This window comes from Tissierella pigra, assembly GCF_018917845.1.
Classification (GTDB): domain Bacteria; phylum Bacillota; class Clostridia; order Tissierellales; family Tissierellaceae; genus Tissierella; species Tissierella pigra.
Map to the genome: position 1 here is coordinate 3,600,668 of NZ_JAHLPJ010000001.1, position 15,162 is coordinate 3,615,829.

The window sequence follows — 15,162 nt, forward strand, 5'->3', positions numbered from 1 at the left end:
ATATTCTTTTTCACTAAGTAAGTGGTTTGACAATGTTCTATATAATATACAATACTTATGGGAAATATAAATGCAGGGATAAGAAATAAGTATGTAAGGGATAAGGATAAAGGGAAGTATGTATTTAATTCATATATCTTTCATATCTTTTTTAATTAAATAGGCTTTTAAAATTATTTTATATGAACAATATATGCACATTGTATGCATTTGAGGTGATTTTTATATATTCCTTTTATATATTTTATATGAATAAAGTGCATACATCTCGCAAACTCAATATTAAGCGATATGTATTTTATTCATACTTTCTATATATCTTTCCAATAAATTTAAGTTCCTAACTTTTTAGCTTAAATAGAAAAATAAAAAAGATGACAAAAGTCACCCTTTTATTGATTTTTAACAGTTTACTCTGCAATGGGTATGAGTTTAAAGTCTTCATCCCGACTTATATACATTTTTATTATTCTGGTGCAATAATATTATATTTCTTAGTCCTTATCTCTTAGTTCTTAAATTCCATATCTATCTATACTTCAATAATCTTCTTTCGTATTAAAAAGTTTTTAGCTATCCATGATAATCCCTTGTGCATCAGAGTCGAATCATTCCAATCTATTATTGATACAATCTCTTTTGCTAATTCCTTTGCTTTTTCTTCTAATATACTATTCTTGGTAAATCTCAATATTTGTACCTGCATTTCTTTTTCTGCGAACTCCACAAAAGATTTATTTACCATTGTATTCATTAATATTCAACTCCTTTCAATAAGTGCAGTAATCATTTACACCTAAATTATACACCACTTAAAGTTCTTTTAACACATAAAAAAGAGACTAAACGCTACTGCCCTAATCTTATTAGACCTGTCCTTTTATTTATTCCTTCTTCAAAATCACCCATATTTCTTTTTTATACTCCTTACAGCCTCTTGGTACTTCTTTAGTCCTTCTATCTTCTTCACTGTAAATTCTACGAACAGGAAAATCAAAATCAACGCCACTATCTACTACCTGGTATCTATCTCCTGTATTGGTTAGAACGCTAAATAACTCTATTCCCTTTGTAATAATTAACTTACACCATATATTCCCTAAAGCATACTTTATTTGAAAATGTTTCTCTCCAGTATGCTTATGATAGAATTTTTCATAAAAGTCTTCATTCGGTACATTGAACTCTCGACTATTAATGACTATATTAATTCTATTTTCTAATACTTGTATTTCACTATTAGGATTGTATTCTTGCAATTTTTTTATGATTTCATCAATACTTGACATAAACCACTCACCTCCTCATTATTAAACCTATTCACCTTTATAGATTTAATAACAAGGAGCTTTATCTATATTACTTTTACTTTATCCCATCTAATATCAAAGATTTGCCTCTGTCTTTTATTAATTAATATGGTAGCACTTGTTTCTATGTGCGATAAAGAATACTTTAGTTTTCTTTTCTCTAAATCCATAACTCCTATTAGATTTTCATAGTCTATGTATAGCTTTGAATATGTTTCGCCTTCCCATATGCCTTTTAGTAAGACATCTTTACCATTTATAAAAAATCTCAATATGTGAAATATCTAAGTTATTAACATTAGATATTTCCAGTTCTCTAACTAAGTCTTCATAATAGTATTTCATATGGTCATAACCTGGCTCAATATGTATATTTTTGAAATTCATAAAGTTTCACTCCTTATATCTACTTGTAAATTATATTTTACAATAAATGGAGTGGCTATGGAAACTTTAAAAACAACATATCCCTCTGTTTTTATTAAATAAAAAAGAGACTAAGAGTAATGAACTACCCTTAATCCCTTTCCTACTTAATCCTACTTTTAGTCTACTTACCAGTACCAATCTCGATACGAAGACCTCCAGTACCATCAATGATTTTAACTGGTTTGCTACTACCAATTAGATTAGAGATGTCTTTACCTACATACTTAGATGCATCATCCCATCTCCAATTATAACCATCATCAATGATTTTGTAGAGCTTTTCATATCCGTCTGGCAGATAGAAGCGAAGAATTTCTTTTGTCATTACAGGAATAGTCTTAAGTTCTTTCTCCATAGGAGTTCCTGCATCACTATCAAAGTACCAATTCTTCACTACAACTAAAGCATCATACTTTTCACCAGGTCTATCTACTACATAAAGGAAACCATTTTCTGTACTTCCTCCAATAGGATTGTAGTAAGCCATATCCTTTCCACCAATTCGAGTATCAAGACCATCTCCCATAAATTCGGAAACTTTCTTGATGTTCTCAATGTAGCCATTTGGTGAATAGTCAGCAGTACCAGGAATGCTACCTACGCTTGGAGTAGGTGTGGAAGATTCTCCCCTAACAATGTAAACATACAATGTCTTTCCTTGAATCTTCCAATCTACAGTGCCACCAAAGTTCTCAGTGATGAAACGGATAGGAACATAAGTCCTTGAATTAATCAATCGAGCCTTAGTGTCTACCTGTACGATGTTGCCATTAGCATCTTCCCTTGTGTCAATAGGAACTCTCTTACCATTAATCAAAGCAGTGCTATCACCGATTTTGAACTCAATTTTAGTGTTCGCATCAGAAATAGTTACCTTTTGAGTAGGGTTGTCCCATTTAACCTCATAACCCATGTCTTCAGAGATGATACGAACAGGTACTAATGTTCTACCATTCTCTACAATAGGATATCCAAGGTCGTTGTTGAATTGAACAGGCTTACCATCAATATGGATAGTGACCTCTCGGTCTAAGGTATTTGCATATGTATCTACTGGACTTACAAATATTGCTAATAAAGTAATAAGGGTTAAGATTTTTATTAGTTTCTTCATGTCTCGTCTCCTTTATGATTATCTATATTTTAATAAATACGAGTATTATTTTACCATGTTTTTCATATTTTTTATAGTGTTGATATTATGCATTAGCTATATCTTCTTTTTCAAATGAAAAAATAGATATTTTCTGCTCTCCAAGATATACAATAAATTCCTCTATGGTCACTTCTGCCATTTCTGCACATTTTGCTAAAGAAAATTTATTTTCCCTGTAGTATTGTAATGCCTTTTCTATTTTATTTCCCATTTTTATTTCCTCCCCTATTTTTTAGCTTTTTAGATAAAGAATGGATAAAAAGAAAGTCCCTTAATCCTTTCCCCTTATCCCTTACTACTTATCTCTTACTACTTACCCTTGAACCATCTCTATCATCTTTACTCTCCATTCTTTTTTTACTTCTAATTTATCATATATATCATCAATTTCTGTATCTTCTATGTTTCTATTAACAATATATGGAATGTCTAATCCAGATAATTTCTCACTATATATTTCTAAAGTGTCGTTATCTAAATTAATTAAACAACCAACTATACCCTCTATAGCTTTATAGTCATTTACAAAATTATATTGTAATAGCTTATATTCTCCATTAAATCTTTGAATGTGGAAGTTTTTATCTTGAAGTTCTTCTGGTAAATCAGTATCCAATTCTTCTTCCACTCCCATTTCTTCGTAAAAGCCCTTTAAGTCTCTACAAAACATTCCATTTACTTTCTTTTCTAATTCGTATATCTTATGTATATCTTGTACTTGTAGATAGTTAAAAAGTGAGTATCCCTTTCCAAATAAATATTTAAAATTATCAAGCTTTTCTTGATTTTCCTTTTCTTGACAATCATTTTCATTGACCCATTTTATATTATTGAAGATATTTGAAAATCTATCAAAATCTGCGTGTCTATATATAGTAATCATTTTTGGAGCTACTTGCTCGAAATCGGTATTTTTCAGATATGAAATATATTTATTATTTTTGCTTATAAATCCAACATAGCACTCTTGATATTCGTAAAATTCTTCATCTGGTAAATCGTGATAGTTTTTTCTCATAAATAAAACCTCCCTGGAAATTTATCGTTTATAAAGATGGAAGCCTCAAAAAGACTTCCATTTTTATCTTAGATTTTCTATTCTTAGACTACCATGTTTTATATTAATTAGCAAGAGAAAAAAATGATTAAAATCCAGTAATTTCAATAGGTTTAGGAGCATAACTCTATTGGATTTAACCTAAAAACTTACCCCTTAATCCTTATCCCTTAAATCCTAATTCCTCTATCTGCTCCTTTGACAAACCTGTCACATCTTTCAAAATTTCCTCCGAAAATTCTATATCTAACGATACTAATGCTCTATTTATTATCATCTATGCTTATTCCTCCCTTTATATCTTAAATTGGTTATATTCGATTTTAAGTGTTTCTGTAAATTTTTGGATAAAAAAAGAAGCTGTTAAGCTTCTTTCTGTATAATTTGTATAGCATCTGTAAAATCTGCAAGAAGGTCATGAACTATATCACTATTGCCTTCTTCTTTAAAAATGTCAAAAGAATCGATTTTCTTAAAATCTTCATCCGTTTTAACTAACTTAATAATTTCTTTAATTCCTTCGCATGTCTCTTCTACTAAATTCTTAAACTCTACCATTTTTTCTTTTTCCATTTTAATTTCTTCCCCCTTAGAATTATTTTGTACATCGTTTTTGTGCTGTACATATTCTGCAAAGTTAATAACCTCTGCTAACATGTCTTCTGACATATCCTTACATGTTTCCATTAACCTTTCTTGCAGTGACATACTTTGTCCTCCTTTTAGTTTATTTATAAGCACCATTATGGGGCATATAATGTCTTTCTTATTGCTTTTTATTTTTTCTTTCCTCTACATGTGCAAATTCTTTTTCTTTCCTTTACATATATAGAATTGACCAAAACTTCAAGCTCTGAATGAACTTCCTTTTTTATATTTTTTCCAGTTAAAGGGTCAGTAAAGTATCTATAATCTTTTCTATCGTCTTCATACCCCTCAGCTTCCACTTCTTCAACTCCGACATATATTGGGTTGAAGCATACAGTATACAAAATAAATACAATATATTTTCTATTGCCCTTTATTTTTATTTCATAGAATCTACGGCAGTGATGCCAACGATACATATAGTCATTATAATCATCTATAATGTCTATATAGTCTTTTTGCAATAGCCTTTTTGAGACAGCACCATAATCCTCTATTTTTACAACTTTCATCCCAAGTTCTGCCTCTATTCTTTTTTTAACTTCTTCTTCCCATGAGAAAGAATCTATTTCGGCTATAATTAATCTCTGAAAATCATCATTATTTGTTTTAAAATAACCCGTTTCTACTACAGTTTTTTTAGATTCTTGATATTTTTTTTCTTGTTTTTCTAATTCTTTTTTTATTATTTTTTTTACATCTTCTGCTCTCTTTTCTTCTCCATATGCTCTTTTATATTCTTCTGCATCTTCTTTGGAATCCAGCAAAACTCCATACTCTTTGTCTTTTTTTATCCTTTCATAGTTAATCCACCCATAAATACACTTTTCAAAATTCTCAACCCTTAAGAAAAACATAGTTTTCATCTCTGCTCCTGCTTCAATTGTTTTTTGGAAATTTTCCTCATTAATATCATTCCGAATGTCCACTATTATATTTTTCTTGGTTATAAAAAATGGTGTTTCTGATATATTCTGAACCCCATTCTCCTCTAAAAATAATTCAAGTTGCTTAGAAATAATTTCTTCATATCCTTTTACACTTGCTTGTACATCTGTTAATTTCAATACTTTTAGTTCTCTCATTGTTTTCCCTTCCTTATCTAAAATTGTTTTAAAAAACAGCCTTTATATTTAATAACTTTATATTTTAGGCGTTTCAGTCATAAATATAACTATATTAAAAATAAATCTTAATAAAGTTAGGAACATAACTTTTTACCCCTAAAATAGCAATAGAAGCCTCCAAGGGCTTCTATTTTTTAGTAAAAATTTATTTTATATTCTATTTTTATATATTAATTATACCAGATTCATTATAGAAATTCAACACCAAAACGCACTCAACCTCAGTAAAATCAATGGTGTTAGCAACATAACTCTATTGGTATGAAATTAAAAAATTTATAATTTAATCCTGTTTTTCTTTAAATCTACTGCTATAATCAGTAATCATAGTAAATCCATCACATTTAGTATATATATCATTAAGGTCTTTTACTGGGACTATTGTTACTCCTATTTTTTCAGCTATTTTATTGAGTTTATCTTTGTATTTATTCATTATTTATAAGCCCCCTATGGTAAACTGTTTTAATTTGCATTTATTTACACCTAAATTATACACCACTTAAAGCTCTTTTAACACATAAAAAAGAGATTAAAGGCTTTAACCATTAATCCCTTTCCTACTTAATCCTACTTATAGTCTACTTACCAGTACCAATCTTGATATGGAGAGCACCCGTACTGTCAACAAGCTCAACTTGTTTGCTACTACCAATTAGGTTTGAGATATCTTTGTTTACATACTTAGATGCATCATCCCATCTCCAATTATAACCATCATCAATGATTTTGTAGAGCTTTTCATATCCGTCTGGCAGATAGAAGCGAAGAATTTCTTTTGTCATTACAGGAATAGTCTTAAGTTCTTTCTCCATAGGAGTTCCTGCATCACTATCAAAGTACCAATTCTTCACTACAACCAAAACATCACAATCTTCACCTGGTCTGTCTACTACATAAAGGAAACCAGTGTCCATACCTCCACCAATAGGGTCAAAATATGCCATCGTATTGCTTGAATAATTCTTGTTAAGAGCAGTTCCAAAGAATTCAGAAACCTTCTTAACATTCTCTACATAGCCATTTGGTGAATAGTCAGCAGTACCAGGAATGCTACCTACGCTTGGAGTAGGTGTGGAAGATTCTCCCCTAACAATGTAAACATACAATGTCTTTCCTTGAATCTTCCAATCTACAGTGCCACCAAAGTTCTCAGTGATGAAACGGATAGGAACATAAGTCCTTGAGTTAATCAATCGAGCCTTAGTGTCTACCTGAACAACCTTACCATTAGCATCTTCCCTTGTGTCAATAGGAACTCTCTTACCATTAATCAAAGCAGTGCTATCACCGATTTTGAACTCAATCTTAGTGTTCGCATCAGAAATAGTTACCTTTTGAGTAGGGTTGTCCCATTTAACCTCATAACCCATGTCTTCAGAGATGATACGAACAGGTACTAATGTTCTACCATTCTCTACAATAGGATATCCAAGGTCTTTGTTGAATTGAACAGGCTTACCATCAACTAAAACAGTGGTCTGTTGACCTAAGGCACTACTTGCATATGTAGCTATTGGAATTATAAGTATTACCAACAAGGCAACAAGGGTTAAGATTTTTGCTTGTCTTTTCATTTTGGCCTCCTTATTCATTAAGTTTAAATTATAAATACAAGGATTATTTTACCATAATCTAAATATTTTTTATATATTCCATAGATGGATTTAATAATTATATTTTCCCTATGTCTGTAGCTAAGTCGCAGTAAAAAAGTATTTATTTAAAATTTAATATTGCTACTTTGCCATATAATTATAATTTATCTCTACATTGCTTTTACTTCATCTCTATTAATAGACGGATAAATTTTTATTAATGTTTATGTAAAGTATGCTATAAGTTGGTTATTATCTGTTGCTACAGGCATGAGTAAAATATTATTACAGTATAGGTAACATACACCAAAAAAGTTAGGCAACAATACTATATTCCAAAGCTTAGTAAGACTTAGCATAAACCTTCTACTCCATTAAGAAGTAGAAGTGCTCCTTTGCAAAGCTAAAGATACTATTTTGTTTACCAAAACTACTTCCTAAAGAAGTACAAAAAGAAATACAATTTATTTAAGATGCTAAGGCAAATAAAAAAAATGCTTGGGAGAAATATATAAGGTTAGTGAAAACTTCTTTTTTATTGCCTATATATAGGTTTATGTATTCCGAAAGTTGTAATAACCCTTAAAGACGGTAATTCCAACTGTTATGGCCTATAACAACTTGAAAAGTTTATTATATTTAAAAGCAAAGTTATACCCAAATTTTAATAAATTCTTATATACATATAGTATAACTTTTAAGAATAAAAGCATTTTTACTTTTTTAAAAAGCTATAGCGAAAATATAACTTTTATGTCTAAAATTTAAAATACATATATTCTAAAAAAGTGGCTTTATAGCCACTTAATCAAAGATAATTTTTCTTCCTTTTTCTATTCTTATATTATTTTTTTCTGCAAAATCTTTTACTTCTGACAACAATTTTGCTAAATTCGGAGACTTTACGCCCAACTCTTCTTTCAATGATTTTTTATTAATTTCTTTTACACCATCTCTTTTATATCTCATTAAAATTTCTTTTAACTTATTTAATTGAGTTTTAGGTCTATTAGCGGTATTATATGTTCTTTTATCGAAATCTATTTCTTTGTAAAAATATTGTACATTTCTCAGTTGCCCTTTGATTATTTCTACAGCATCCATATCATCTGAAAATAAATATATGTTAGAGCTTAATTTATTCTCCCTATTAATTCTTTTTATGGCCTGATAAAACTCTCCTGCAACTGCACTAATCCTAATTTTTTCAATCTCTGCATTTTTAAAAGTTTCAAATATCATTCCATCTGTAACATTGCAAGTTAAAAAAGTGTAATCTAAAATATAGCTGATATAATTGTAGTTAGGAGTCTTCAAAATTACTATAGTATCAAAGTCTCTGTAATGATTTCTACCAATAAGATTACCAAAATGGTCAATTGCTATTACCTTATTAAAATTCTGTTGGATTTCAATTAGATTAGTACCGTAAAACCTTAAATAGCTCAGTATCTCTTTTTCTAAACTCTGCTCTCCAGCAATATCCGTAATAAAAAGAACCTTACTTAAATTATTCCAATCTATTCTACTTACTATATTTGAATGCATTTTATCTCTGTCTTTTGCCAAATTTCCTTTAGTAGTTTTTGCATTATAGTGAAACAAATTCGTATTCTGATAATCATATCTTTTATTTTGCCTTTTTACTTCAAATTGGTTGCTTAGCTTATATCTATGGTCAAAACCCCCATTTGCGTCCAATATAATATTATTTTTTAGCTTATACAACTCTATTCCATTTTCCCATGAAACAAATCTGTTTTGACAAACAAAAAATGATTGATTCAAAAGCATATCGATTTTCCCCAATATTTCTTTTTCTTCTTTTAGTTGAATATCTCTCGAATCTTTGACCCTATTATATAACTTTCTAAACTTATCATACTTTTCTAACCTAAAATCTATATATTTTACTCCATCTCCTTTATTTTCCTTTATTTCAAGTAACAAATCTAATAATAATTGAGCTAACTCTCTACCAGCACCATCTCCATCTCTATTGAACCTGCCCCATAGACTTGCAATATCATCTCGTGTCACATAAATTTCTTGTATAAGTTGTGGAAGCTCATCAATTATTAATATATCTCTCCCCTTGATTAACTCCAAGTTATTTCCCTTACAGATTTGATAATACATCTGATGCGTTATACATAATATTTGAATATCCTTAGCCTTTTTCTTTTGCTCTCTTCTCATATCTGATGAGTAATATCCGGCAACCTCTCGCCCTGCATAATGATTTATTCTTTCCATGGTCTTTACAAGCTCATCATCTTTTTTAAACTTTTGAACATATATCACCTTATATTTCTGGGTTTTTGTCATCTGTCCAAGGCATTGTTGAGTAAATCTACTCTTTCCCGTTCCAGCCTCGTGGTCAAATATAAGAAACTTTTCTGAGTTCCATAGTTTTTCACTTATTATTTGCTCCTCTAATTCTTTAAAATAGTCTATATTAATAGTTGATTTCATCATTTGTCTTCATTCTCCTTTCATTTTGTCGGTTCTAATGAAAGGATATAAAACTTTGCAAGTCTATTATATAGCTTATGTGTTCGACCAGGTTCGACTCTTTCAACCTTGACAAAACCATAGTAAAAAGGGCTACAGTCCTTTGCAACTTTAGCCCTTTTAGCAAATATGTTTATTATTTTTAGTCAATTTCTCTATAAAGTTCCTTCTTTATGCTGATTCCACATACTATCTTCCATATTTGTTCCGTAGTAAAAGATATAATTACTAAGATAAAATACATATCGTTCAAATATTTGAGCTATATCATCTATGGTTTTATAAATATGTTGTCTACTATGAATATCTGTTCTTATAATTAAACTTGAATCATCAAAGTTAACATTGAATCTTATTTTTTCACTAAAATTTTTTCTCATTTTTTTTATTTCGTTATAAATATCCTCCGTATCTTTGCTAAATTGTATACTTACGAAGGAATCCCTATTTCTATCTTCAACAGAAATAAAGTAATTTACATCACTTTTTCCCGCACTATAGCTTAAAATTCGGTTATCTAAGCATCTTTTTTCCCTAAAAACCGTAGGAAAGTAATGTGTTCTTTTTCTTATTTCTTCAATCAAAATTTGATTCCTACGCTCAACTTTACTTATTTTTTGCTTTTCCACTTTCTCCTCAGGTTTGTGCTCTCTAATAGAAACATATTTTTCTACTATATTAAAAGGATTAGATACTTCTATGTGGCATAATTTTTCTGTTATTTTTAGAAAATGGATTTCCCTTAAGTCTTCTATCTCTTTGATTAATGTCTTATCTATCTCTATTGCATAGAAATCAATGGTCTTGTTAAATTTTCTTATCTTGCCTATAATCTTCTCAAGAATTTTATCACTAAAAGATTCTGCTTGAAAAATAATAATCGCATTATCTTCTATGTTATTTATTAGTTTCAAAATAAAATTCAAATGTCTGACATCTGCCCTATTTAGCATAGATTCTATGAATACTTCTGTTGTAGTTCCTCTTACAGTAGTATATAAATCTACTTTCTGTCCCAAATAATATTTTTCCAACAACAATTCATCTAATTCTACATCTAAGATTTCCTCTATCACTTTTTTATTAGACCTTTGGTATAAATTAAAAAAGAACTCTGTGTTATTTTTAATCTTATTTTTGCTCATATATTTCTCCCCTTTTTATTTTAAAAAAGGAAAGAGACTAATAATATCTCTCTCCCTTCCTATTTACTTCTTTACTCAATTGTTGTTCGAAGCAACAATCAACTAATCAACTTAAATTCATTTATTAGCTTACCTATTTCTGCCAAATCAGCGACAATATCATCTTCCCATTGACAGTAGATTATCTCATCTATAATAGCTACAAGCTTTTCTTTTTGCTCCTTTGTAGCTATTTCATCTGTCAGTCTACAATTACAACTCAAGATTATTTCTCCCAGAAACTTTACATCTCCATCCGTCATCGATAGCTCTGATATTTCCAGCAACTCTGTCACATCAGCATTGAGAGCCTTAGCTAATTTCTCTATTATTGGATAAGACGGGCATGCTCTGGTCCCCCTCTCAAGCCTATTGATATAACTTGGAGAAATACCTGTTATATCTTCCAAGTCCTTTAAACTATAGCCTTGTTTTTCTCTTAGATACCTTATCATACTCCCAAAATTCTCATTCACTTTTCTTCCTTTTGTTTTCAATTTTTTCTCCTCCTCATGTGTTCTTATTAGAACTCCTATTTTATTAATTCCTTACATGTTAAGCACCTTATAAAGAAATATTCCATTTTACCTAAATATTTTTCTTAGCAATAGTGTTATCAACATAACTCCATTACGATAGTACTTTTTCGCATATAATCTTACCTTATAGAACTTAATAAGTACGAATTGTAGGAATTTTTCTCACCATTGTGCTTATGATATAAAAAAATATTTATTAAGGAGGCTTTATATAAAATGAATAATCATCTGTTAATCGCAGTGGATGCTGGAAAAAGCAGTTGCAAGTCGGTTTCAAAAATTCAAGGAAAATTAGAAAGGAATCAATTTAGAACAAAAGTACAGGAAGTAGAAAATTTAGGTATAGATATCCCACCAAATAATTTCAAGGTTGAATATCAAGGAAAAACCTACCTTGTAGGTGAAGCTGTTGGAGAAGAGAGAATAAGGTATGATATATCTAAGAAAAGTATAGAACATCTGATTTGCATATACCTTAGCATTGCAAATTTTGTGGAAATAACAGGTCAAACCAACATATCTCTTGCCGTTGGTACACCACTAAATATTTATAAGAACAAGTTGCTTAAAGAAGAATATGAGCAATATATCCAAGGAAATGGAATAATTAGTATAAAAGTCAATGACAAACTTATTTTTTTTAGAATAAATAAGGTTCTCTGCCTTCCAGAAGGTACTGGTCCTATTTATACGGATATAGACAAATATAGAAATAGTAAAACCACTATAATCGATATAGGAGGGTTGAATGTAAATTATTGTGTATTCAATAATCTTATACCTCAATTCGACCAAATGATTATAAACAACTATGGAGCAAATATTCTTCGTTCAAAAATATCTGAAAAACTATCCTCAGAATATGGTGTCTATATCTCAGATTCTGATATAGACAGAATTATAAAAGACAGTTATCTTTATGTAAATGGTGAAATCCAAGTCAAAAGTAAGAACTTAATCCAAAACTTAATGAAAAATCACATACAAGATATCATAAATTACGGAAAAAGTAGGGGTCTTACCTTATTTAACGCCAATGGTGCAGTAGTATTTTCTGGAGGTGGAAGTATACTTTTAAAGCATATTATTAAAGACCTATACCCATCGGCTATTATTATAGATGATGCTCAATTTGCCAATGTTCTTAGTTTCCTAACAATATTGGAGGTAAAATGTGAAAAAGCATAAGATATCCATTAGTTTTGCAAAAAACTATGAAGATGTATATCAATTTCTCATAGAAAAACCAAACATAAGCCAATTTATTTGTGAAGTTGTTAGGGATAAGATGATTGAAGGCAAAGATAAGTCTTTAGAAGAGCAAGTAGAAAAAATTTTAAACAAACTGATTGCTGAAAGGGGAATTACTACTACCAATATCCTCACTAATTCTTTAGAAACTCCCCCATTAGGTACTATTGATATACTAAAAAACGAAGATAAAGACTTAATAGATTCATTATTTTAAAGAAAAAGGAGAATGTAAATAACTTTGTGCTTTAGAGATAACTACTCATCTCTAATCTGACAAGAAATATTAAACTGGATAAAACTTACAATTAAATATCTTGATTATATCTTTGCCAAGGTTATTTTAATTTATGCATTAAATTGAATAATCTTGGCAATAATTTTATATAAGTGATGCTATGACTTTTTGTAAATATATCTTTGAATTTATCTTTACAAAAAGCTTACTCATTTTTAATTGGATTATGGTTTGAAGCTAGCTTTATAATCTGTTTTAAAGCCTATAATCCCAAATTTAGAAGGTTTTCATATAACACCTATATAATTCTATGAAAGATGGATATTTACTCGTTCTTCAAAGAATATAGATAACTGGTTTATAACCAAATCCCAGTTTTTATACCTTTGGGTCCATTTCTTTATAGTATTTTGGCTAGCTAAGTAAAGTATCTTTTCTAGAGCTTGATCAGATGGAAACATGGTTTTAGTCTTAGTTACTTTTCTTAGTTGTCTATGGAAACCTTCTATTATATTTGTAGTATACATTATACTTCTGATTTCCTCAGGATACTTGAAAAATGGAGATAATACGTCCCAATTTGATTCCCAACTTTTAATGGCATGAGGATATTTATCTCCCCACTTACTCTCAAGTTCTTCTAGCTTATCAAGCGCCTCCTCTTCGTTTATGGCCCTATACACTGATTTGAAGTCATTAGCAAACTCTTTTAAATGTTTATAACTAACGAACTTAAAAGAATTTCTTAGTTGGTGAACTACACATCTTTGTATTTCTGCCTTAGGATATGCTGCATTTATTGCTTCTTTAAGCCCTGATAATCCATCTACGCTAAATATTAATACATCTTGTAATCCTCTATTTTTCATATCATTTAAAACTCCAAGCCAGAATTTAGCTGATTCATTTTCACCTATCCAAATTCCTAATATATCTTTAAACCCATCTAAATTTACGCCTAAAACTACATAAGCTGCTTTATTTTTGATTTGTCCATCTTCTCTTACTTTGTAGTGTATTGCATCCATAAATACAAATGGATATATGGGGTGTAAAGGTCTATTTTGCCACTCTTTAATATGTGGAAGTATTCCATCAGTCATCTTACTTACCATATCTGCTGATACTTCTATTCCGTATATATCTTTTATCTGCTCATGAATATCTCTAGTTGACATACCTCTGGCATAAAGTGCAATTACTTTCTCTTCTATACCAGATATATCCCTTTTGTTTTTAGGTATAACTATTGGGTCAAATTCACCATGTCTATCCCTTGGTACTTCTAAGGGAATCTCACCAAATTGAGTTTTTACAGTCTTTTGAGTGTAACCATTTCTTCTATTATCTGTTTCTTTATTCTTTTTATCTCCTTTAGAATAACCTAATTCGGCCTCAAGCTCTGCTTCTAACATCTCTTGGAGTATATCTTTAAACATATCCTTTAAGTACGAATGAAGATCTCCTGGTGTTGTTAAATTTCCATCATTAATCATATTTCTTAAAATTTCTTTTGGTAATGTTGACATAAAAAATTCTCCTTTCTGGTTTAAATCATATTTTGATTCTTGCCAGAAAAGAGAATTTTATTTCGCAAAAGCACAGATTATTTTACACTACCAGAAAAAGTGATTAGACATATCTAATCACTTTACATAACTTTATTTCTTCTCATAACTTATACACTTATTTTTTTGTTATAATCTAAATATTTATCTTCTTTTATCCGTATCAATGTAAATTCAAATTTATTTAGTAGCTTTATCATTCCTTCTTTATCCTGATTTACTCCCCTAATCTCTATATTTTTGATATTATTAGTTTCACAAAAACTAATAAACCACGATATCATCTTAGAGCCAATTCCTTGATTCGGTTTCTTTAAATAGAACCAAGGAATTATTAAAGTTTCATTTTCAAATCTAAAGTTTATCTGCGTAAATTTGTCTTCTGATATATTGCTACCATCTTCTAATATTACAAAAGAGTCTTTACCCTTCTCATAGATATTAATATTAGGACTTAGTGCATCTTTCATATACTTTACTAATGTATCAAAGTATGATTTATTAAACAATTTCATTCTCCTTTAAGTTCTCTTATTCGAGTTA

18 protein-coding genes are annotated in these 15,162 nt (G+C 29.7%); 2 read left to right on the forward strand and 16 right to left on the reverse strand.

The annotated features are described in order from the left end of the window. Positions 1-532 precede the first annotated feature (532 nt). The 14 genes from KQI41_RS17415 to KQI41_RS17480 all read right to left on the reverse strand — a co-directional run bounded on the left by KQI41_RS17415 (position 533) and on the right by KQI41_RS17480 (position 11,520). Complete coding sequence (locus KQI41_RS17415) at positions 533-754, reverse strand: hypothetical protein (protein WP_216585831.1); 222 nt, start codon at positions 752-754, stop codon at positions 533-535. A 130-nt stretch (positions 755-884) separates the two neighbouring features. Further along, positions 885-1,289, reverse strand: coding sequence for a hypothetical protein (locus KQI41_RS17420; RefSeq protein ID WP_216585832.1), 405 nt, complete (start codon positions 1,287-1,289; stop codon positions 885-887). 65 nt (positions 1,290-1,354) lie between these two features. Continuing rightward, the gene (locus tag KQI41_RS17425; RefSeq protein WP_216585833.1) at positions 1,355-1,582 is read right to left on the reverse strand and encodes a hypothetical protein; all 228 of its coding nucleotides are present in this window, start codon (positions 1,580-1,582) and stop codon (positions 1,355-1,357) included. Next, a complete protein-coding gene (locus tag KQI41_RS17430; protein WP_216585834.1) occupies positions 1,560-1,697 on the reverse strand; it encodes a hypothetical protein in 138 nt (45 codons plus the stop codon). Before KQI41_RS17430 ends, KQI41_RS17425 begins: the two co-directional genes overlap by 23 nt. A 163-nt stretch (positions 1,698-1,860) precedes the next feature. Next, on the reverse strand, positions 1,861-2,853 hold the full coding sequence (locus KQI41_RS17435) for a copper amine oxidase N-terminal domain-containing protein (RefSeq protein WP_216585835.1): 993 nt from the start codon (positions 2,851-2,853) through the stop codon (positions 1,861-1,863). 85 nt (positions 2,854-2,938) lie between these two features. Then, the gene (locus KQI41_RS17440) at positions 2,939-3,106 is read right to left on the reverse strand and encodes a UPF0175 family protein (RefSeq protein WP_216585836.1); all 168 of its coding nucleotides are present in this window, start codon (positions 3,104-3,106) and stop codon (positions 2,939-2,941) included. A gap of 102 nt (positions 3,107-3,208) precedes the next feature. Next, entirely contained in the window at positions 3,209-3,913 is a 705-nt protein-coding gene (locus KQI41_RS17445; protein ID WP_216585837.1) for a hypothetical protein, read from the reverse strand. 402 nt (positions 3,914-4,315) lie between these two features. Beyond that, positions 4,316-4,660 carry a type 2 periplasmic-binding domain-containing protein gene (locus tag KQI41_RS17450; protein ID WP_216585838.1) on the reverse strand — a complete coding sequence of 115 codons (345 nt, stop codon included), beginning with the start codon at positions 4,658-4,660 and terminating at the stop codon, positions 4,316-4,318. A 68-nt stretch (positions 4,661-4,728) separates the two neighbouring features. After that, on the reverse strand, positions 4,729-5,685 hold the full coding sequence (locus tag KQI41_RS17455) for a hypothetical protein (protein ID WP_216585839.1): 957 nt from the start codon (positions 5,683-5,685) through the stop codon (positions 4,729-4,731). Positions 5,686-6,010: 325 nt separating this feature from the next. Further along, positions 6,011-6,163, reverse strand: a complete 153-nt coding sequence (locus tag KQI41_RS17460; RefSeq protein WP_216585840.1) for a hypothetical protein — start codon at positions 6,161-6,163, stop codon at positions 6,011-6,013. Between the two features lie 145 nt (positions 6,164-6,308). Continuing rightward, complete coding sequence (locus tag KQI41_RS17465; RefSeq protein WP_216585841.1) at positions 6,309-7,304, reverse strand: copper amine oxidase N-terminal domain-containing protein; 996 nt, start codon at positions 7,302-7,304, stop codon at positions 6,309-6,311. 825 nt (positions 7,305-8,129) lie between these two features. Next, entirely contained in the window at positions 8,130-9,803 is a 1,674-nt protein-coding gene (locus KQI41_RS17470) for a DEAD/DEAH box helicase family protein (RefSeq protein WP_216585842.1), read from the reverse strand. A gap of 191 nt (positions 9,804-9,994) precedes the next feature. Next, positions 9,995-10,984 (reverse strand): hypothetical protein, encoded by a 990-nt coding sequence (locus KQI41_RS17475; protein ID WP_216585843.1) that lies wholly within the window; start codon positions 10,982-10,984, stop codon positions 9,995-9,997. A 98-nt stretch (positions 10,985-11,082) separates the two neighbouring features. Next, positions 11,083-11,520 carry a helix-turn-helix domain-containing protein gene (locus tag KQI41_RS17480; protein WP_216585844.1) on the reverse strand — a complete coding sequence of 146 codons (438 nt, stop codon included), beginning with the start codon at positions 11,518-11,520 and terminating at the stop codon, positions 11,083-11,085. A gap of 258 nt (positions 11,521-11,778) precedes the next feature. On the opposite strand from KQI41_RS17480, the gene KQI41_RS17485 reads away from it, so the two are divergent. Together KQI41_RS17485 and KQI41_RS17490 are read left to right on the forward strand one after the other, a co-directional pair. Next, entirely contained in the window at positions 11,779-12,750 is a 972-nt protein-coding gene (locus KQI41_RS17485; protein ID WP_216585845.1) for a ParM/StbA family protein, read from the forward strand. Beyond that, positions 12,737-13,030 (forward strand): hypothetical protein, encoded by a 294-nt coding sequence (locus KQI41_RS17490; protein ID WP_216585846.1) that lies wholly within the window; start codon positions 12,737-12,739, stop codon positions 13,028-13,030. The genes KQI41_RS17485 and KQI41_RS17490 overlap by 14 nt, the downstream gene beginning before the upstream one ends. 329 nt (positions 13,031-13,359) lie before the next feature. Here KQI41_RS17490 and KQI41_RS17495 read toward each other — a convergent pair whose 3' ends face one another. Next, positions 13,360-14,580, reverse strand: coding sequence for an IS256 family transposase (locus KQI41_RS17495; protein WP_154443142.1), 1,221 nt, complete (start codon positions 14,578-14,580; stop codon positions 13,360-13,362). Between the two features lie 149 nt (positions 14,581-14,729). Next, the gene (locus KQI41_RS17500) at positions 14,730-15,128 is read right to left on the reverse strand and encodes a hypothetical protein (RefSeq protein WP_216585847.1); all 399 of its coding nucleotides are present in this window, start codon (positions 15,126-15,128) and stop codon (positions 14,730-14,732) included. Positions 15,129-15,162: the final 34 nt, after the last annotated feature.

Coding starts and splice junctions, on each gene's coding strand:
- KQI41_RS17415 (WP_216585831.1), bottom strand. CDS start 754: ATGAATACAATGGTAAATAAATCTTTTGTGGAGTTCGCAGAAAAAGAA.
- KQI41_RS17420 (WP_216585832.1), bottom strand. CDS start 1,289: ATGTCAAGTATTGATGAAATCATAAAAAAATTGCAAGAATACAATCCT.
- KQI41_RS17430 (WP_216585834.1), bottom strand. CDS start 1,697: ATGAATTTCAAAAATATACATATTGAGCCAGGTTATGACCATATGAAA.
- KQI41_RS17435 (WP_216585835.1), bottom strand. CDS start 2,853: ATGAAGAAACTAATAAAAATCTTAACCCTTATTACTTTATTAGCAATA.
- KQI41_RS17440 (WP_216585836.1), bottom strand. CDS start 3,106: ATGGGAAATAAAATAGAAAAGGCATTACAATACTACAGGGAAAATAAA.
- KQI41_RS17445 (WP_216585837.1), bottom strand. CDS start 3,913: ATGAGAAAAAACTATCACGATTTACCAGATGAAGAATTTTACGAATAT.
- KQI41_RS17450 (WP_216585838.1), bottom strand. CDS start 4,660: ATGTCACTGCAAGAAAGGTTAATGGAAACATGTAAGGATATGTCAGAA.
- KQI41_RS17455 (WP_216585839.1), bottom strand. CDS start 5,685: ATGAGAGAACTAAAAGTATTGAAATTAACAGATGTACAAGCAAGTGTA.
- KQI41_RS17460 (WP_216585840.1), bottom strand. CDS start 6,163: ATGAATAAATACAAAGATAAACTCAATAAAATAGCTGAAAAAATAGGA.
- KQI41_RS17465 (WP_216585841.1), bottom strand. CDS start 7,304: ATGAAAAGACAAGCAAAAATCTTAACCCTTGTTGCCTTGTTGGTAATA.
- KQI41_RS17470 (WP_216585842.1), bottom strand. CDS start 9,803: ATGATGAAATCAACTATTAATATAGACTATTTTAAAGAATTAGAGGAG.
- KQI41_RS17475 (WP_216585843.1), bottom strand. CDS start 10,984: ATGAGCAAAAATAAGATTAAAAATAACACAGAGTTCTTTTTTAATTTA.
- KQI41_RS17485 (WP_216585845.1), top strand. CDS start 11,779: ATGAATAATCATCTGTTAATCGCAGTGGATGCTGGAAAAAGCAGTTGC.
- KQI41_RS17495 (WP_154443142.1), bottom strand. CDS start 14,580: ATGTCAACATTACCAAAAGAAATTTTAAGAAATATGATTAATGATGGA.